This window comes from Kosakonia sp. N21, assembly GCF_050587465.1.
Taxonomy (GTDB): domain Bacteria; phylum Pseudomonadota; class Gammaproteobacteria; order Enterobacterales; family Enterobacteriaceae.
Map to the genome: position 1 here is coordinate 334,182 of NZ_JBOBHR010000002.1, position 16,656 is coordinate 350,837.

A 16,656-nucleotide genomic window follows, 5' to 3' on the forward strand; every position below is an offset into this window, starting at 1 on the left:
GACGTGTAATTGCGCTGTGAGACAGAAGGTGTCGCAACCGCAACATCATAAACCAGGACGCAACCCGGTGGGTATATCGATTTACCATTTCTGCTTATAAATGAGCGAGATTGCCGCGCAAACGAAGATATCCGCATTAAGCTATATCTGATCGATTTATGAAACCCAGCATATCCAGTTTCAGGAATTCTCATCCACGGCGTTCGGCCTAAAATAGGCTGCACCTGTAAAGCAAAGACCTGAGGATATCGCTTATGCACCGCACATTACCCGGCATACTACTGACACTGGCAGCCACTTCTGCCACTGCCGCCCCTTTACACCTGGAGGTGTATAACCCCCAGGAGAACGGCATTTTTGCCGTGTCATCGACGCTGGTTTCCGGGCCAACAGAAGCGATCCTGTTCGATGCGCAGTTCAGCGTGCAGGACGGTGAAAAACTGGTGAAGATGATTAAAGCCAGCGGGAAAACGCTCAAAGAGATCGTGATTACCTCTGGCGATCCGGATTTCTATTTTGGTCTTGAACCGATTGTTAAAGCCTTCCCGCAGGTGAGCGTCGTCGCTTCGCCGCAGGTGGTAAAACATATTGAGGAGACCAAAGCCGCGAAGCTGGCCTTCTGGGGGCCGCAAATGAAAGAGGGCGCGCCACAAAGCCTCACCGTCCCCCAACCTGTTGCCTCTGCGCGCTTTACGGTTGATGGTGAAACGCTGGAACTTCGCCATCCGGACAGTTATGCCGCCTATGTCTGGATCCCGGCCAACCAAGCGATCCTCGGCGGCACCGCCGTTTCCAGCGGTATCCATGTCTGGACGGCGGACACGCAAACGCCAGCAGCCCGTGCCGAATGGCGCCAGGTATTGAGTGAAATGCAGCGCCTTAAACCTCAGCAGGTGATCCCCGGTCACTATCTGGGCGCACGCCCGGCGGGTGATGAGGCGATTCGCTTTACCGCGGATTACCTGCAACGCTTTGAGCAAGCATTGCAGACCCACACGTCGTCAACGGAGGTGATCAAGACCATGACGCAACACTGGCCGCACCTTGCGGAAGAGAGTTCACTGACGTTGAGCGCCAAAGTGAATACCGGCGAAATGAAGTGGTAACAAACGGGGCGCATTGCCCCGTTTTCTGCACCAGCGCTGTCAGGTGGTTTGCCGCATTGCGTCGGCAACCGCCGCCAGAAACAGCGTTAATGCGGCGTGCTGGTGTTCGCGGGATTGATACAAACCATAAATACCCAGCCGCTGCGGCTCGAGATGTGGCAATACGCTGACCAGCGTGCCACGCGCCAGCGCTTCACGAGCCTCCTGCTCCGGTACCAGCGCCAGACCGCATCCGGCTATCGCTGCATCGCACAATACCGACGAAATCCCGGCGCTCAGGTTACCGTTCGCCAGCACCGTAAAGCGGGTTTGCGCGCTGTCGGTAAAGTGCCATGTCTGACCGGCGAAACCACTGTAATAAAGGCAGTTGTGCTGTTCGAGATCGGCTGCACATTGCGGTACGCCATGCAGGCGAAGATAGTCCGGAGAGACGCACAGCACCGAACGGCACTCCCCGAGACGCATCGCGATCGCGCCAGGCTCAGGATTGTTGGTAATGCGGATCGCCAGATCGATACGTTCACCGATCAGGTTGACGGGTTGATGGCTGATATCAATTTCAATTTTTAACGCCGGATAGCGTGCCAGAAATGCCGGCAGCACCGGCCCGACAATGTGGCTGGCGGTAAAGTGGGCGCAGGCAATACGTAACGTACCGGAAGGCGTTTCGCGCGTGGACTGCTGCTCAATATCTTCAAACAACGGCGTCAATTGCCGCGCACGAAGAAGCGTATTTTCCCCCGCCGGGGTCAGCGTCAGACGGCGGGAAGAACGGTGGATAAGCCGCGCTCCGGCCCATTTTTCCATCTCGTCCAGGTAACGACTCACCATGGGCCGCGAAATGCCCAGCGCACGCGACGCAGCGCTCAGACTGCCCAGTTCGCAAATACGATTAAACACCACTACCGCCATGACCCTGTCCATATGCCCATCCGATCGTTTAACGAAACTTTCGCCGCATTGTTGCACAAAGCCATCCTACCAAATCTTGTTGGGGTAAATCCTTGCGCTGACTGTAAATATTCACGACAGCCTGCCGATAGCAGGGAGGTATTTTTAACAGTGATGTTTGCAGGATGAATGACAATGAAAAGACACCCTTTGAGCTGTCGTGCGCTAAAAGCAGCCGGGTACGATCCGAACTCCAGCGTGCTTGAACTTGAACACAGCAACGGACGCGTCGAGCAGTATCTGGGCGTACCGCCAAAAACCTGGCAAGGCTTTCTGATGAGTCACGATCAGGAGAAATACTTTCGGGAGAATATTGCGAATAGTTTCTTAAAAATTGTCGTTGAACAGGCAAATTACAGCCGTTTCTGAACCCTGAAACGATAAATTTGCCCGCCGTTGTGCTAACGTTGTCTCGCCGCAGACGACGCGGCGTCTTACGGCTTAATGCCGGTCAACAGCGTAAAGAGGGTGTATGAGAATCGGCATTGCTTTCCCCATTCTGGTTTTTATTGTCGCGGTCGCTTTTCTGGCGTGGTTTATCCTTGGCGGTTATGCCTCGCCCGGCGTCTGATACCGTACTCAGGCGCGGTGGAGGAACGGTCGGCAGATAACGACCATCGCCAGCGCGCTGAGTAGTGGCAACACCGCTAGCCACAGCCACGCGATGCTGGCCCCAACGGAAGGCGTCAGCGCATTATCCAGTTGCCCACCCAGCAAGAAATTCCCCGCCAGCACGGTGATCCCCCCCATCGACGACAACGCGCCGTAATGCGCGCCAAGGTTCTGATTGCCGGCAAAATGCGGGATCAGATCTTTCCCCACCGGGACAATCAACATCTGCCCGAGCGTGAGTAAAGTGACCATGCAGGCGGCAGGCAGGTAGCGCTGCCAGTTATCCGGCGCGGGGAACGCGGCAAAGAGCGACACGCTAACAAACGAGGCAGCCAGCAGCGCAAATCCGATGGGTAATATACGTGCCGCGCCAGTGCGGCGGGCGAGACGCGCCAGCGGCATCTGTAAGGTAATAATCAATATCGAGGCCAGCATAAACAGCGGGCCGAGCGTTTTTTCGCTACTGCCGGAGCGGCTCAGTTCAACGGGCAACGCCAGATAGAGCTGGTTGTAGCTAAACAGATAGCTGCTCCAGGCCAGCATAAAGGCGACAAACCGCGGGTTACGAAACGTTTTCCACCACGGTAACACCTGCAATGTCTCTGCTTTGCCCTGCGTGCGCGGCAGGCAGAAAAACAGCACCAGCAAGGCGATAACAAATACCCCGGCACCCGCCAGCGCCACGCGTTGAAAGCCGAAGCCCGCCAGCAACGAACCGAGCAGCGGCCCGAGCACCGTGCCCAGTTCACCGCAAATGGCAAACAGGGCAAACCATTCGGCGCGGCTGCGTTTTCCCGCTTTTTCGCTTTCCGTTCCCGCCTTTGCCAGCAAGGCCTCAATCGCCGGAGAGAACAACGCACCACCCACGCCGGTTAAACACGCGCCCAACACCACCGGCGTCAGCGCGTCGCCAAACGCCAGCAGCAAATAACCGCTGATCCTCACAAGGCAACCGCACAGAATAATCACCCGCGCGCCATAACGATCGGCGAGCGCCCCGCCGAGCAGAAACATCCCCTGCTGAGAGAAGGTGCGTAAACCAATGATCAGGCCAATCAGCGACCCCGACAGCAATAAATCATCACGCAGGAAGATCGCCAGAAACGGCACCACGGCATAAAAGCCGATATTGAAAATAAGCTGGCTACCTGCAAGCAGATAAGGCGATGTCCCTTTCGTCGGGGCGGAAAAATGAGCAAGCATGCAGAAATCGTTAACCGTATCAGGAAGGCGCAGAGGTGACTTTAATACCGGGTTCGCACAGCACTGGCAACTCTTTCTAAATCCACAAAAAATACAAGGATTACCCGCACCGATGCCCATATTGACAAGGATTGTGCCGCTCGGTATAAGAGCCGGCATTAGAATGATTTTCATTTACAATGCTAATAATCATAAAGGTCATGATGATGCCACTGTTTAAAAAATCGTTGTTTGCACTGGGGATGCTTTTCACCGCTTCTGCGCTGGCGGAAGCGACACATTATCCGCTGACGCTGGATAACTGCGGTGTCCAGGTTACCTTCAACAAGGCGCCCCAGCGGGTGGTCGCGCTTGGGCAAAACACAGCAGAAATCATGCTGCTGCTGGGCCTGGAAGATAAAATGGTCGCCAGCGCGTTCTGGCCGACCAAAGTCCTGCCGCAACTGGCGGCGCAGAATGCGAAAGTCAAAGTGCTGACCGTTGAGATCCCGACGCTTGAGTCGATCATCGCGCAGGAGCCGGATTTTGTGGCCGCGCAGTTGCCGATCCTGCTGGGGCCGGACAGCAAAGTGGCGAAGCGTGAAGATTTCGCCGCCATTGGTGCAAACAGCTACCTCTCCCCTGGCGTGTGCGCAACCAAACAGGATAACGGCGATATCTACGGTAGCCGCCACACCCTGTGGAACCCGTCGCTGCTGTATAAAGAGATTGACGATCTGGCGAAAATTTTCGACGTGCAGGCGCGCGGCGATGCGCTGATCGCGCAGTTTAAACAGCGCGAAGAGGCGCTGCGCAAGCAGTTCAGCCACGGTAAGAAAAATCTCTCCTTTGTGTTCTGGTTCTCCAGCGCTTCCCCGTCTGCGGACGCCTATGTCGGCGGTAAGAACAGCGCCTCGGGCTACATTGCCAACCTGCTGGGTGGGCACAGCGCCGTCACCTCCGAAAGCGAATGGCCGACGCTCGGCTGGGAAAGCATTATCGCCAGCAACCCGGATGTGATTGTGGTCTCCAGCCTCGATCGCAACCGCTGGGCACTGGATAACGCCGAAGAGAAGATCAAATTCCTGAAGAGCGATCCGGCAGTCAGCCAGCTCGAGGCGGTGAAAAAAGGGCATATTGTGGTGATGGACGGTCAGGCGATGAACCCGACGATTCGCACGCTGTACGGCGCAGAACAGGTTGCCGCCCAACTGGAGAAGCTGGGGCTGGATAAATGACCACGCCCGCCACGGCGGCGCTGAAAAATGCGCCGCTGATTCTGTTACTGCTGCTCTCGCTGGTGCTACTGGCGTTGGTGATTGCCATCAGCGTTGGCGTGGGTGAACTGGCGATTCCGCTCAGAACCACCTTTTACGCGGTGAGCAATAAGCTGGGTCTGACCCATGAGCCGTTAAACCGCATTCACGAAACGGTGCTGTGGGATTTCCGCCTGAGCCGGGCGCTGGTTGCCGCCTGTTGCGGCGCCGGGCTGGCTATTTGCGGTGCGGTGTTGCAAAGCCTGCTGAAAAACGCGCTGGCGGAACCCTATGTGCTGGGCGTTTCCGCCGGGGCATCGACAGGGGCAGTGTCGGTGGTGGTACTGGGCATCGGCACCGGTGCGGTGTCACTGTCGGCGGGTGCATTTGCCGGTGCATTCGCCGCCTTTCTGTTTGTCGCCGTGCTGACGAACGGTGCGCGCGGCGGCAATGAGCGCACCATTCTCGCGGGCGTCGCCGCTTCACAGTTGTTCAATGCGATAACCGCTTACAGCATCAGCACGTCGGCCAGCGCGCAACAAGCCCGCGATGTGATGTTCTGGCTGCTGGGCAGCTTTAGCGGCGTTCGCTGGCCGGAGTTCCAGCTTGTTCTGGTGGTCGTGATCCTTGGATTACTGGCCTGCCTGTATCACGCCAAAGCGCTGGATGCCTTCACCTTCGGTGACGATGCCGCCGCATCGCTGGGTATTCCTGTTGGCATCGTCCGCTTGATTCTCTTTTCCGTCACCGCGCTGATTACCGCGACTATCGTCAGTATGGCCGGTTCAATTGGCTTTGTCGGGCTGGTGGTGCCGCATGTGATGCGCTACTTCATTGGGCCACTGCACCGGAAATTACTGGTGGCCTGTGCGCTGGCCGGGGCAATTTTAATGGTGCTGGCGGATATCGCCTCGCGCACGCTTATCGCGCCGCAGAGCCTGCCGGTTGGCGTGGTGACCGCGCTGGTTGGCGTGCCGTTCTTTGCCATTATTCTCTATCGCTCAAGGAGGTTTGCATGAGCATTAGCGCAAGCCACCTTTGCTGGCGGGTCGGTAAAAAAACCATTGTTAACGACGTCTCCCTTGAAGTGCCCAAAGGGCAAACGCTGGGTCTGCTCGGCCCGAACGGCTCCGGCAAATCGTCACTGCTGCGCATTCTGGCCGGGCTACGCCGCCCGGATAGCGGCAAGGTGATGCTCGATGGCAGCGATATGGCGGCGTTGAAAAAGAAAGCGCTGGCCCGACGCGTGGCGTTTGTTGAGCAACATGCGGCGACGGAGGCCAATATCCGCGTGCGTGACGTGGTGAAACTGGGGCGTATTCCCCACCATTCGCCGTTCAGCGCCTGGTCCCATCAGGATGACGAGATTGTCACTGCGGCGCTGGCGAGGGTGGAGATGCTGGAGCACAGCGAACAGGGCTGGCAAAGCCTGTCCGGCGGCGAACGTCAGCGGGTACATATCGCCCGCGCGCTGGCGCAGACGCCGAGTGAGATTTTGCTGGACGAGCCGACGAACCATCTTGATATTCACCATCAAATCCATCTGATGCGCCTGGTTAGCGAACTGCCGGTAACCAGCATTGTCGCGATTCACGATTTAAACCATGCCGCCATGTTCTGCGATGCGCTGATCGTGATGCAAAAAGGGCAAATCGTGGCGCGGGGAACGCCGGACGAGGTGCTAACGGAAGCGATGCTGGCGGACGTTTTCCAGGTCAAAGCGCGTATTGAGATCTCGCCGGATCACGGCAAAAAGCATATCCACTTTTTATAAGACAAGGGCGCTAAGCGCCCTTTTTCCTGCCACGACCGTTTACAGAAAATAAGTAAATACAATGGCCTGAACAGACCTGTCTGACGGTTGCCGGGTGTACTATATCGGTGAAAACAGTCACCGGAGTCAGTAATGAATATCATTGAAGTCATCATGTCGGCGGGTAAAGTCTCGGTAGATGTCGCGTTATATACCCTGCTGCCGATCATGGTGGTGATGCTCATCATGATGAAATACCTGGAAGAGAAGGGCGTGCTGGATGCCATTGTTCGCCTTACCGCCCCCCTTCTGAAACCTTTTGGCATCAGCGGTATGGGCATTTTTGCGCTGATCCAGCTTAACTTTGTCAGTTTTGCCGCCCCCCTTGCTTCGCTGGCGCTGATGGAAAAAAGAGGCGCTTCTGATCGCCATCTGGCGGCAACGCTGGCGATGCTTTTCGCGATGGGTCAGGCGAACGTCTTTTATCCGCTTACCCCATTTGGTCTGCACTGGGGAATGGCGATCGCCATTTCACTGGTCGGCGGGCTGGCCGCCTCCACCCTGACCTATTATGTGATCGGGCGAAAGCTCTCGCAGGTCACTCTGCGTGACGAAGAGAGCGAGCGGCAGCGGGATAAACCACGCGCAGGGTTGATTGCCGTGATTAATGGCGCGGGCGCGGATGCGATTCGTCTGTCGCTGGGTTCATTGCCGATGCTGCTGTTGTCGTTAACCGTGGTGGGATTGCTGAAAGCGGCAGGCGCGGTAGAAGCGTTAACCTCGTTGCTGACGCCGTTGCTCTCCTTTTTCAATATCTCAAGCGTTTATGTGCTGCTGGCGCTCACCAAGTGCATGGCGGGCGGTACCGCCTATTTTGGCGTGGCGTCGGAAATGGTGCAGCACGGCCAGCTCACGGCACAGCAGATCAACGCATCCGCGGGGTTCCTGGTGCAGACGCTGGATTTACCCGGCATCGGCATCTTTTTAGGCATCGCCAGCCGCTTTGTCCGGCTGTTTCGCTTTGCGCTGCCCGGCGCGATTGTCGGCATTTTGGTGCGCACCGTTTTGCATGTGGCGGTGTTTTAACGCACGAGGGCACGCGATCGAGGGCACGCGGTGTGCCCTCACCCGGCAATCGCCATGACGACTCTATTTTGCCAGCGCGGCTGCCATCCCGGCCGTGCATTTGACCGGGTCGAATTCAATGACCTCATAATCGGCGATCCCTTCCCGGTAAAAGGGATCGTTTTGCAAAACCGCATCCAGCGTCGTACGCGGCAGCGCACGGGTTAAAATCACGCCACCATTGCGCGGATTCAACGGGCCAGAAGCCAGAAAATAGTCCTTTTTATAGCCCTCATCGAGAAAAGCGCGGTGCGCCGCAACAACCTCATCCACCTGATTTACCGGTTTCTTATATTTCAGCATGACAATAAACATCAGCGTACTCCTTTGAACGAATGGTTTTTTATCAATAGGTTACGTATTCAGTATTCATGCCGATAATATTGAGGTTAACTATCCACTCTGGCCAGTGTCATTTTTAACCCAGTTGAGACCCAATTTGTTGTGGACATAAAACTGCTGCGATCGTTTGCCGTTGTTGCCCGGCTTGAACACATAGGGCAAGCGGCGGAAAGGCTGAATATTTCGTCATCGCCGCTGAGTCGGCAAATTCAACTCCTTGAAGATGAGCTCGGGGTGGTGCTGTTTCATCGTGAGAAAAAGCGACTCCATTTGACGACCGAAGGTGAGAAATTCCTCGACGAAGTGGGCCCTTTTCTTCAGCACTACGATCGTCTGAAAGAACACGGAAAGCACCTCGGTCGGGCGAATAGCGGGCGGATTGATATTGGCTATGTCGAAGCCGCCATTCACTCCCGCCTCCTGCCGGATACCCTCGCCGCGCTGGATTTATCACCCGACATCGACATTCGTCTGCATGCCATGCGTTCAAAACAACAACTTGAACAGCTACAGGATCGGGTCATTGATATTGCGTTTTTACACACGCCGCCTGCCGCAGACGCGCCGTTTTGTCAGAAAAAGATCTTCAGCGAACCCGTGATGCTGGCGATGCCGAAAGCGAAAGCCCTTCCCGATCCGACGCCCGCCGGGCTGCATAATCACCCGTGGATAGCGGAGCAAGAGAGCCTGAACCCGGCGGCACGCAGTCGTTTACTTGAGGCGTGCCAGAAAAGAGGCTTTACGCCACGCATCAGCCTGGAGGTGTGTGGGCCACTGGCGGCGCTGTCATGCGTCGAAGCGGGCCTGGGCTTCACCTTCATTCAACAAAGCCTGGCGTCCATTGCCTCGGATAACGTGACCGTCGTTACGCTACCGTGGCTACCGCTGGACGTGACGCTGCACATGGTATGGAGAAAAGAAGAAACAAAGCCGCTGGTGCAACGTTTCCTGGCGGCTTTCCGTTAACGCCTCTCCCCGGTTAGCGAACGCCTGCTAACCGGGGACACGCCGCGCTTTCAGGCTGGCGCTTATTTCTTCACCGTATCTTCCAGGAAGAAACGGCCCAACGGGTTCTGGTAGAAACCGTCGATATTTTTCCGGGTAACGTTGCGGTACGGGCTGTAGTAGAGATCGATCCAGTTAACGTCCGCTTTCGCCATTTTTTGCAGGTCGATATACATCTGCTCGCGTTTTTTCGCATCCATTTCAACACGGGCGGCCGCCACAAGCGCCTTCACCGTGTCGTTTTTATAGCGCGTCATGTAGTTCATGTTGGTGTCATGGCCCAGCACAAAGGTGGTTTTCTGGTCCGGGTCGAGAATATCGTTGGTCCAGTACATCACCGAAATATCGTACTCACCCGCCACCAGCATATCCCAGCTCTGGCTCGGGTCGACTTTCTGCAGATTCACCTTCACGCCCGCTTTCGCCAGTTGCTGTTGCAGCAGGATGGCGATTTGTTCGTCCACCTCGTCCCCGGCGTTCACCACATAATTCAGCGTCAGATCCGACGCCCCCGCCGCTTTCAGCATCTGTTTGGCTTTTTCCGGATCGTAAGCGCGGCGCAGGTTATCGTTGTAGTGATACACCGCACCTGCGGGGATATAGGAGTTCGCCACCTGGCCATAGCCAAAGGTCACGGTTTTGACGATGGCGTCTTTATCAATCGCAAAATCCAGCGCCTGGCGCACCTCCATTTTGCCCAGCGCCCCGTGCGAGTGGTTAATCAGCAGATGATCTTCACGGGTTGATGGATCTAACTCCACCTTCAGATTGCCGTCTTTTTGCAGCGACGCAATTCGCGAGAACGGCACCGTCAGCGCGGCATCCAGCTCCCCGGCCTGCACTTTCAGCATGCGGGTGTTGTCATCCGGAATGGTTAACCAGTCCACTTCATCAAGGCTGACATTTTTCGCCTGCCAGAAGTTCGGGTTCTTCACCAGCACGATTTTTTCGCCGCGCACCCACTCCTTGACGCTAAACGCGCCGGAGCCGACCGGTTTTTCTGCAAAGGTCTCCGCCCCTTCCGCTTTCAAGGCTTTCTCGGAGATGACCGAGGCATTTGGCAACGCCAGTTGCGACAGGAACGGCGCGGACGGGGATTTCAGGGTCACCACCAGCGTACGCGGGTCCGCCGCTTCGGCGCTGGCGATAATGCTGTAGGAGTCACGCCATAGCGATCCGGCATCATCCCGGATACGCAACAGGCTGAACGCCGCATCGCTGGCGGTGAGCGGCGTGCCATCGGAAAACTGGGTGTCGCGAATTTTAAAGGTATAGACCTTGCCATCCGGCGAAACGCTCCAGCTTTCCGCCACGCCGGGCTCCAGCTTGGTGCCGGTTTTATCCACCCGTACCAGCGGATCGAAAACGTTGGAAAATACCCAGTTGTCGGCGTTTTGCGCCGATTTGATCGGATCGAAGGTGGTGCTGTCTTCACGACGACCAATGGTTAACACCCCGGCCGCCTGCGCCATTTCGCTCACCACGCTCAGCGCAAGGAACACGCTGGCCGCCAAAAACTTAACATGCTTGTGCTTCATCAAAGGATCCCTCAGTTAAAGGAAAAACCGTCTTATCGCCTGCATGCGTCAGCACACAGGTCCAGGCGTGATCGGCTATCTGCCGGGTGGGGGGTGCGTCGGTGCGGCACTGCACCTGCGCGTGGGGGCAGCGCGGATGAAAAGCGCAGCCCTGTGGAACAGCAATCGGACTCGGCGGCTCGCCGCCCAGCGCCGTATCCGGTAACGGTTTATCCGGATCGATTTCCGGGATCGCGGCAACCAGCGCCGCGGTATAAGGATGACGAGGCCGGGTGAATACCGCTTCCGCAGGCCCCTCTTCCACAATGCGCCCGAGGTACATTACCGCCACCCGATCGCACAAGCGGCGGACAATCGCCAGATCGTGGGCGATAAACAGAATCGCCAGCCCCATCCTGTCGCGCAGATCCATCAGCAAATTGACAATTTGCCCCTGAATCGAGACATCCAGCGCGGCAACGCACTCATCCGCCACAATCAATCGGGGTTCAATCGCCAACGCGCGGGCGATCCCTGCGCGCTGACACTGACCGCCGCTTAACTGCCCCGGTCTGGCACTGGCCTGCTCCGGGCGTAGCCCTACCAGCGTCAGCAGCTCCGCCACTCTGGCAGCGACCGCATGGCGTGGGACTTTTTGATGAACCCGCAGCACTTCGGCAATGCTCTCGCCCAGCGTCTGGCGAGGGTTGAGCGAGGCGAAAGGATCCTGAAAAATCATCGCCGTCTGCTGGCGTAAACGCGCCACATCGCTCTTCAGACCATGTGTAATACGGCTCCCATCGAAACGCACTTCGCCTGCGGAAATCCGTTCAAGCTGTAGTAGCGCCCTGCCAAGCGTGCTTTTGCCGCTACCGGACTCGCCCACCAGGCCGAGGGTCTCCCCGGCGTGAAGGGCCAATGTCACCTGGCTCACCGCCTGGACGACGCGTTTTTTGCTTAGCAGACTGCCGGAAACCGGAAACGTCACCGAGACGTTATCCGCCTCCAGCAGCGGCCAGGTTGCAGAAGTGGACATTATCTCTCCCGGTGTGTGAGTGGCTGTAAAGCGTGATGACAAGCCGCCGCATGGGTCAGACTGTCGCGTCTGGTCAGCAACGCGGGTTGCTGTTGGCAATCGGCGCTGGCCCGCTGGCAGCGGGGATGAAAACGACACCCCACAGGAAACCGATCGGCCATCGGCGGTTGCCCCTCAATGGTGACAAAGCGCCCCTGCCCGCCTTCGCTTAACGGCTGGCAATCAATCAGCCCGCGGGTGTAAGGATGCAGCGGCTGCGCCAGAACGTCGCGTTTGCTGCCCACTTCGCACAGCCGCCCGCCGTACATCACCGCAATACGGTCGCAGGTTTGCGCCACCACGCCGAGATCGTGGGTGATCATGATCATCGCCACGCCCAGCTGCTGGCGCAGATCGCTCAGCAGTCGCAGGATCTGCATCTGCACGGTGACATCCAGTGCCGTTGTCGGTTCATCGGCAATCAGCAGCGACGGTTCCGGTGCCAGTGCCACGGCGATCATCGCCCGCTGGCGCATACCGCCCGAAAACTCGTGGGGATAGTTGTTGACCCGGTTTTGCGGATCCGGAATACCCACCTGGCGCAGCAATGCTTTGGCGTCTTCCCGCGCCTGCGCCCGGCTGACGCCAAAGTGCAGGCGACGGCTTTCCGCTATCTGATCGCCAATCGTCATCACCGGATTAAGGTGACTGGCGGGGTTCTGGAAAATCATGCCGATTTCACGCCCGCGCACCGCCGACATCTGTGCTTCGCTGAGCGACAAAATATCCCGCCCGCCGAGCACCACTTCGCCGCCGGTGATCTGCAACCCCTGGCCGGGCAGCAAGCGCATCAACGCCCGGCAGGTCACGGTTTTCCCGGAGCCGCTCTCGCCCACCAGTCCCAGCATCTCCCCGGCGTTCAGTTGAAACGAGACCTTGTCCACCAGCGCAATGTCCGGCGCGCGGGAAATGGTTAACTGCGTTACCTTCAGCAAGGTCATACTCGCTCTCCCAGTTTGTCGCCCAGGCCATCGGCAATCAGGCTGAACCCCATAGCGAGCAGGACGATCGCCAGCCCCGGAAAGGTGGTTATCCACCATGCGGTCGTGATAAAGCTCTGTCCTTCCGCCACCATGACGCCCCACTCCGCCGTCGGCGGTTGGACGCCAAGGCCGAGGTAACTGACCGCTGCGCCGTTCAGCAGCACCAGCACGCAGTCCGACATGGAAAACACCAGTGCGCCGGTCAGGGCGTTCGGTAACAGATGGCGAAACAAAATACGCGTATGCCCGTAGCCAAGGCTGCGCACCGCCAGAATGAAATCCCGCTGTTTTAGCGTCAGTACCTGTGCACGCACCAGCCGGGCGTAAGAGACCCAACCCACCATTGCCATGGCGATATAAAAACTGCCGAGACCGGGACCGAGGATGGCGATGATCGCCAGCATCAGCACCAGAAACGGGAATGCCAGCACGATATCGATAACCCGCATGATCGTCGCATCCGCCACGCCGCCGAGATAGCCCGACAGCGCGCCAAGCGTGGTGCCGAGCATAAAGGGGAACAGCACCCCTAACAGGCAGATTTGCAGATCCACCCGTGCGCCCCATACCACGCGGGAAAAGATGTCGCGACCGAAGTTGTCCGTGCCGAGCAGATGAACACGCCCCGGAGGCAGTAAACTGGCGGCGGCATCCTGCGCGATGGGATCAAACGGTGCCAGCCAGGGTGCCAACAGCGCGGCCAGCAGCCATAACCCCACGATGATGATCCCGGCGCTGAGCGCATGCTGGCGGGGCAAAACCCGACGCCGTAACCCGGCAATGGCCGTTATCGCACTCATAATGTCACCCTCGGGTCCAGCGCCACCGTCAGCACGTCCGCCAGCAGGTTGACCATCACCGTGGCCAGCGCAAAGACCATCACCACGCCTTGCACCACCATGTAATCGCGGCTGAAAATCGCTTTCACCAGCAGTTGCCCCAGCCCCGGAATGGCAAACACGCTTTCAATCACCACCGTACTGCCAATCAGCCAGCCAATATTGACCGCCAGTAAGTTGAGGGTCGGCACCAGCGAGTTGGGAAAGACGTGACGCCAGAAAATGCGGCTTTCGCGCTGTCCGCGAGCTCTGGCGGCAATCACATAATCGCTGTTCATCTCCATCAGCAGGCTGGCGCGCAGGTTACGAATCAGCACCGCCGACAACGCAAGCGCCACGGTCAGACAGGGCAATGCCATATGGTGCAATTGGTCGGTAAAATCACTGCCGTAGCCCGACACCGGGAACCAGCCGAGCACCACGCTGAAGACAATGATCAGCATGATCCCAAGCCAGAAGGCGGGAAAACCCAGCCCGGCGGTGGTGAACAGGCGAATGCACTGATCGGCAATGCGTCCTCGCTGCCGCGCCGCCAGCGCCGCCAGCGGTACGGTCAACAACACCGCCAGCACGACGCTGCCGAGTACCAGCCACAACGTGGGCTCGATACGCGAGCTGATGAGTTTGAGCGTATCAACGCGGTAAACGATGGATTTGCCCAGTTCACCCTGTAACAGATTGCGCAGAAAGTAGCCGTACTGTACCCACAGCGGTTCATCCAGCCCGAATTGCGCACGGATGCGCGCCAGCGCCTCCGGGGTGCTGCGCACGCCCAGCAGAATGCGCGCCGGATCGCCGGGGATCGCCCGCACCATCGCAAACGTAATGATGCTGATCCCCAGTAATACCGGCAGCAGTTGCAGCGGGCGGAATAACAAAAATCGGTAACGATGCATCAGCGAACTCCTGTGGTGCAGCATGCCGGAAGCGGTAAAAAAAGCGCCCTGCGTTGGTGCAACACACCGTGAATGATCTGCGTACTGCCCGGTTATCCGGGCGTTTTCTTTACGCTAACGGCATCGCCGGGAGCTGGGTAGTTAGCAAAAATACTAGTTTTGCGTCCTCTCCCGGGGCGGCACCGGAATTGCATACCTCTGTGGAGGTGACGGTGAATTTGCACAAACCATGCCCGTGGCATGGCGGCACGTAACGTGAGGGGGTAATGATGCGGGTTGAAATCGAACGTCCTGCCGCTGCGGGCGTCAACAGGCTGGAAGAGGCTTTCGACGGGCTGTTCGCGCAAACGCAAGCCCTGGGTTTTGATGCGGTGATTTATGACTACACGCCGGTCCCGCGCTCGCTGGAAGGCGACCTTATCACGCCATCGCTACTGGAAATGCGCAATGTGCCGCAGGACATGCGCCAGCTATGGTGTGAACGGGGTTACTACCAGGTGGATCCGGTTCAGCACTTTGCGCTGGAAAGCTGCGCGCCGTTTGTCTGGTCCTATCAGCGCCCGGATCGCAGCGCGTTGCAGGGACGGCTGGATAACACCGCCCGGCAAGTGACCCACTATATGCGCGATCACAATATGCCGTGCGGCGCGACGGTGCCGTTACATCTGCCAAATGGCGGGTTTGTTACGCTGACCGGCATTGTTGCCCGCCAGCAGCAGGAGCGGGATATCAGCGATACGCTGGCGCAACTGACGTTCCTCGCGCACCGCTTTCAGGAGTCGGCGTTTCCGCTGTTCGATGCCTCAATGCGCACTTGTCGCCATGTCAAACTGAGTAACCGCGAGCGTGAATGCCTGGCGTGGTCCGCCGAAGGACTGACGGCAAAAGAGATTGCCCGCAAACTGCATCGTTCGGTCGCGACGGTCACGCTGCATTTGAACACTGCTGCCAAAAAACTCGGCGCCACAAACCGCGTGCAGGCGGTGGTCCGCGCATTGCACTACCGTTTGCTGGACAGCTAAGAACTAGCATTTTTGCTAGTGTTCAGTCGTGCCTTCGGCGTTCTAACCTGAAAGTCGGTTCACTTAACAGGGTAAACGTCATTCATGTACACCATTCGCGAAGGCTATGCCCCCTTCCGGGAATACCAGACCTGGTTTCGCATTTGCGGCGATCTGCACAACGGACAGACGCCGCTGGTTGTCGCCCACGGCGGACCGGGCTGCACCCACGACTACGTCGACGCCTTTAGAGATATCGCCGAAACCGGGCGCGCGGTGATCCACTACGATCAGTTGGGTAATGGTCGCTCAACCCACCTGCCGCAGAAAAGCCCGGATTTCTGGCACCCTTCGCTGTTTCTCGACGAACTGAATAACTTGCTGCACACGCTGGCAATTGCCGATGATTACGCCCTGCTCGGCCAGTCCTGGGGCGGCATGCTGGCGGCGGAGCATGCGGTGAATCAACCGCACGGGTTAAAAGCGGTGATCATTGCCGACTCCCCGGCGTCGATGGCGTTGTGGCTGGAAGGCGCAGCGAAGCTACGGGCAGAGCTGCCGCCGGAGGTGCAGGCGACGCTGCTGGAACATGAAGCGGCAGGCACGCTGGACAGCGCAGACTATAAAGCCGCAAGTCAGGTGTTTTATCAGCGCCACGTTTGTCGCCTCTCCCCCTGGCCCGACGAGGTAAAACGCACCTTCGAGGCGATGGATGCCGATCCCACGGTGTATCACGCAATGAATGGCCCGACGGAATTTCACGTTATCGGCAGTATGAAGAACTGGACGATTATCGACAGGCTGCACCGGGTTCGCGCGCCAACGCTGCTGATTTCCGGGCGCTACGACGAAGCCACGCCGGAAGTCGTTCAACCGTTTATGGACAATATTACCGGGGCGCAATGGGTGATATTTGAATCCTCCAGCCATATGCCCCATGTCGAAGAGCGGCCGTTATGCATGAAGACCGTCAGCGACTTTTTAGCGAAAACCTGTTGATGTACTTTGCCAAC

Annotated in this window: 18 protein-coding genes; 10 read left to right on the forward strand and 8 right to left on the reverse strand. The window is 57.8% G+C overall.

Translation table 11 applies throughout. The annotated features are described in order from the left end of the window. Window positions 1–254: 254 nt before the first annotated feature. Window positions 255–1,106 (forward strand): Vmh family MBL fold metallo-hydrolase, encoded by an 852-nt coding sequence (locus ACQ3G7_RS05340; RefSeq protein ID WP_430889107.1) that lies wholly within the window; start codon window positions 255–257, stop codon window positions 1,104–1,106. Window positions 1,107–1,145: 39 nt separating this feature from the next. Here the strand turns inward: ACQ3G7_RS05340 and ACQ3G7_RS05345 are convergent, their stop codons facing one another. Then, window positions 1,146–2,030, reverse strand: coding sequence for a LysR family transcriptional regulator (locus tag ACQ3G7_RS05345; RefSeq protein WP_430889108.1), 885 nt, complete (start codon window positions 2,028–2,030; stop codon window positions 1,146–1,148). 162 nt (window positions 2,031–2,192) lie between these two features. On the opposite strand from ACQ3G7_RS05345, the gene ACQ3G7_RS05350 reads away from it, so the two are divergent. Further along, entirely contained in the window at window positions 2,193–2,426 is a 234-nt protein-coding gene (locus tag ACQ3G7_RS05350; protein WP_263097658.1) for a KTSC domain-containing protein, read from the forward strand. Window positions 2,427–2,529: 103 nt separating this feature from the next. Further along, window positions 2,530–2,628, forward strand: a complete 99-nt coding sequence (locus ACQ3G7_RS05355; RefSeq protein WP_139109644.1) for a YoaK family small membrane protein — start codon at window positions 2,530–2,532, stop codon at window positions 2,626–2,628. 8 nt (window positions 2,629–2,636) lie between these two features. Here ACQ3G7_RS05355 and ACQ3G7_RS05360 read toward each other — a convergent pair whose 3' ends face one another. Continuing rightward, entirely contained in the window at window positions 2,637–3,872 is a 1,236-nt protein-coding gene (locus ACQ3G7_RS05360; RefSeq protein WP_430889109.1) for an MFS transporter, read from the reverse strand. A gap of 206 nt (window positions 3,873–4,078) precedes the next feature. On the opposite strand from ACQ3G7_RS05360, the gene eitA reads away from it, so the two are divergent. The 4 genes from eitA (at window position 4,079) to ACQ3G7_RS05380 (ending at window position 7,946) form a co-directional block, all read left to right on the forward strand. Further along, window positions 4,079–5,089, forward strand: a complete 1,011-nt coding sequence (eitA, locus tag ACQ3G7_RS05365; protein ID WP_430889110.1) for a siderophore ABC transporter substrate-binding protein EitA — start codon at window positions 4,079–4,081, stop codon at window positions 5,087–5,089. Next, window positions 5,086–6,126: a FecCD family ABC transporter permease gene (locus tag ACQ3G7_RS05370; protein WP_430889111.1), complete on the forward strand. Its 1,041-nt coding sequence runs from the start codon at window positions 5,086–5,088 to the stop codon at window positions 6,124–6,126. The genes eitA and ACQ3G7_RS05370 overlap by 4 nt, the downstream gene beginning before the upstream one ends. Continuing rightward, a complete protein-coding gene (gene eitC / locus ACQ3G7_RS05375) occupies window positions 6,123–6,881 on the forward strand; it encodes a siderophore ABC transporter ATP-binding protein EitC (RefSeq protein WP_430889112.1) in 759 nt (252 codons plus the stop codon). The genes ACQ3G7_RS05370 and eitC overlap by 4 nt, the downstream gene beginning before the upstream one ends. A gap of 132 nt (window positions 6,882–7,013) precedes the next feature. Next, window positions 7,014–7,946, forward strand: a complete 933-nt coding sequence (locus ACQ3G7_RS05380) for a nucleoside recognition domain-containing protein (protein WP_430889113.1) — start codon at window positions 7,014–7,016, stop codon at window positions 7,944–7,946. 63 nt (window positions 7,947–8,009) lie between these two features. Here ACQ3G7_RS05380 and ACQ3G7_RS05385 read toward each other — a convergent pair whose 3' ends face one another. Beyond that, on the reverse strand, window positions 8,010–8,300 hold the full coding sequence (locus tag ACQ3G7_RS05385; RefSeq protein ID WP_263097663.1) for a YciI family protein: 291 nt from the start codon (window positions 8,298–8,300) through the stop codon (window positions 8,010–8,012). A gap of 129 nt (window positions 8,301–8,429) precedes the next feature. On the opposite strand from ACQ3G7_RS05385, the gene ACQ3G7_RS05390 reads away from it, so the two are divergent. Next, window positions 8,430–9,293, forward strand: a complete 864-nt coding sequence (locus ACQ3G7_RS05390) for a LysR family transcriptional regulator (RefSeq protein ID WP_430889114.1) — start codon at window positions 8,430–8,432, stop codon at window positions 9,291–9,293. 62 nt (window positions 9,294–9,355) lie between these two features. Here ACQ3G7_RS05390 and ACQ3G7_RS05395 read toward each other — a convergent pair whose 3' ends face one another. From ACQ3G7_RS05395 to ACQ3G7_RS05415, 5 genes are read right to left on the reverse strand one after another with little or no spacing between them, the layout of a single operon-like run. Further along, window positions 9,356–10,870, reverse strand: a complete 1,515-nt coding sequence (locus ACQ3G7_RS05395) for an ABC transporter substrate-binding protein (RefSeq protein ID WP_430889115.1) — start codon at window positions 10,868–10,870, stop codon at window positions 9,356–9,358. Continuing rightward, the gene (locus ACQ3G7_RS05400) at window positions 10,851–11,885 is read right to left on the reverse strand and encodes an ABC transporter ATP-binding protein (RefSeq protein ID WP_430889116.1); all 1,035 of its coding nucleotides are present in this window, start codon (window positions 11,883–11,885) and stop codon (window positions 10,851–10,853) included. The genes ACQ3G7_RS05395 and ACQ3G7_RS05400 overlap by 20 nt, the downstream gene beginning before the upstream one ends. Next, the gene (locus ACQ3G7_RS05405; protein WP_263097667.1) at window positions 11,885–12,865 is read right to left on the reverse strand and encodes an ABC transporter ATP-binding protein; all 981 of its coding nucleotides are present in this window, start codon (window positions 12,863–12,865) and stop codon (window positions 11,885–11,887) included. The genes ACQ3G7_RS05400 and ACQ3G7_RS05405 overlap by 1 nt, the downstream gene beginning before the upstream one ends. Then, window positions 12,862–13,707, reverse strand: coding sequence for an ABC transporter permease (locus tag ACQ3G7_RS05410; RefSeq protein WP_430889117.1), 846 nt, complete (start codon window positions 13,705–13,707; stop codon window positions 12,862–12,864). The genes ACQ3G7_RS05405 and ACQ3G7_RS05410 overlap by 4 nt, the downstream gene beginning before the upstream one ends. Further along, the gene (locus ACQ3G7_RS05415) at window positions 13,704–14,642 is read right to left on the reverse strand and encodes an ABC transporter permease (protein ID WP_430889118.1); all 939 of its coding nucleotides are present in this window, start codon (window positions 14,640–14,642) and stop codon (window positions 13,704–13,706) included. The genes ACQ3G7_RS05410 and ACQ3G7_RS05415 overlap by 4 nt, the downstream gene beginning before the upstream one ends. A 266-nt stretch (window positions 14,643–14,908) precedes the next feature. On the opposite strand from ACQ3G7_RS05415, the gene ACQ3G7_RS05420 reads away from it, so the two are divergent. Continuing rightward, the gene (locus ACQ3G7_RS05420) at window positions 14,909–15,664 is read left to right on the forward strand and encodes a LuxR family transcriptional regulator (RefSeq protein ID WP_263097670.1); all 756 of its coding nucleotides are present in this window, start codon (window positions 14,909–14,911) and stop codon (window positions 15,662–15,664) included. Between the two features lie 84 nt (window positions 15,665–15,748). Further along, entirely contained in the window at window positions 15,749–16,642 is an 894-nt protein-coding gene (locus ACQ3G7_RS05425; protein WP_430889119.1) for a proline iminopeptidase-family hydrolase, read from the forward strand. Window positions 16,643–16,656 lie beyond the last annotated feature (14 nt).

Coding starts and splice junctions, on each gene's coding strand:
- ACQ3G7_RS05340 (WP_430889107.1), top strand. CDS start 255: ATGCACCGCACATTACCCGGCATACTACTGACACTGGCAGCCACTTCT.
- ACQ3G7_RS05345 (WP_430889108.1), bottom strand. CDS start 2,030: ATGGACAGGGTCATGGCGGTAGTGGTGTTTAATCGTATTTGCGAACTG.
- ACQ3G7_RS05350 (WP_263097658.1), top strand. CDS start 2,193: ATGAAAAGACACCCTTTGAGCTGTCGTGCGCTAAAAGCAGCCGGGTAC.
- ACQ3G7_RS05355 (WP_139109644.1), top strand. CDS start 2,530: ATGAGAATCGGCATTGCTTTCCCCATTCTGGTTTTTATTGTCGCGGTC.
- ACQ3G7_RS05360 (WP_430889109.1), bottom strand. CDS start 3,872: ATGCTTGCTCATTTTTCCGCCCCGACGAAAGGGACATCGCCTTATCTG.
- eitA (WP_430889110.1), top strand. CDS start 4,079: ATGCCACTGTTTAAAAAATCGTTGTTTGCACTGGGGATGCTTTTCACC.
- ACQ3G7_RS05370 (WP_430889111.1), top strand. CDS start 5,086: ATGACCACGCCCGCCACGGCGGCGCTGAAAAATGCGCCGCTGATTCTG.
- eitC (WP_430889112.1), top strand. CDS start 6,123: ATGAGCATTAGCGCAAGCCACCTTTGCTGGCGGGTCGGTAAAAAAACC.
- ACQ3G7_RS05380 (WP_430889113.1), top strand. CDS start 7,014: ATGAATATCATTGAAGTCATCATGTCGGCGGGTAAAGTCTCGGTAGAT.
- ACQ3G7_RS05385 (WP_263097663.1), bottom strand. CDS start 8,300: ATGTTTATTGTCATGCTGAAATATAAGAAACCGGTAAATCAGGTGGAT.
- ACQ3G7_RS05395 (WP_430889115.1), bottom strand. CDS start 10,870: ATGAAGCACAAGCATGTTAAGTTTTTGGCGGCCAGCGTGTTCCTTGCG.
- ACQ3G7_RS05400 (WP_430889116.1), bottom strand. CDS start 11,885: ATGTCCACTTCTGCAACCTGGCCGCTGCTGGAGGCGGATAACGTCTCG.
- ACQ3G7_RS05405 (WP_263097667.1), bottom strand. CDS start 12,865: ATGACCTTGCTGAAGGTAACGCAGTTAACCATTTCCCGCGCGCCGGAC.
- ACQ3G7_RS05410 (WP_430889117.1), bottom strand. CDS start 13,707: ATGAGTGCGATAACGGCCATTGCCGGGTTACGGCGTCGGGTTTTGCCC.
- ACQ3G7_RS05415 (WP_430889118.1), bottom strand. CDS start 14,642: ATGCATCGTTACCGATTTTTGTTATTCCGCCCGCTGCAACTGCTGCCG.
- ACQ3G7_RS05420 (WP_263097670.1), top strand. CDS start 14,909: ATGATGCGGGTTGAAATCGAACGTCCTGCCGCTGCGGGCGTCAACAGG.
- ACQ3G7_RS05425 (WP_430889119.1), top strand. CDS start 15,749: ATGTACACCATTCGCGAAGGCTATGCCCCCTTCCGGGAATACCAGACC.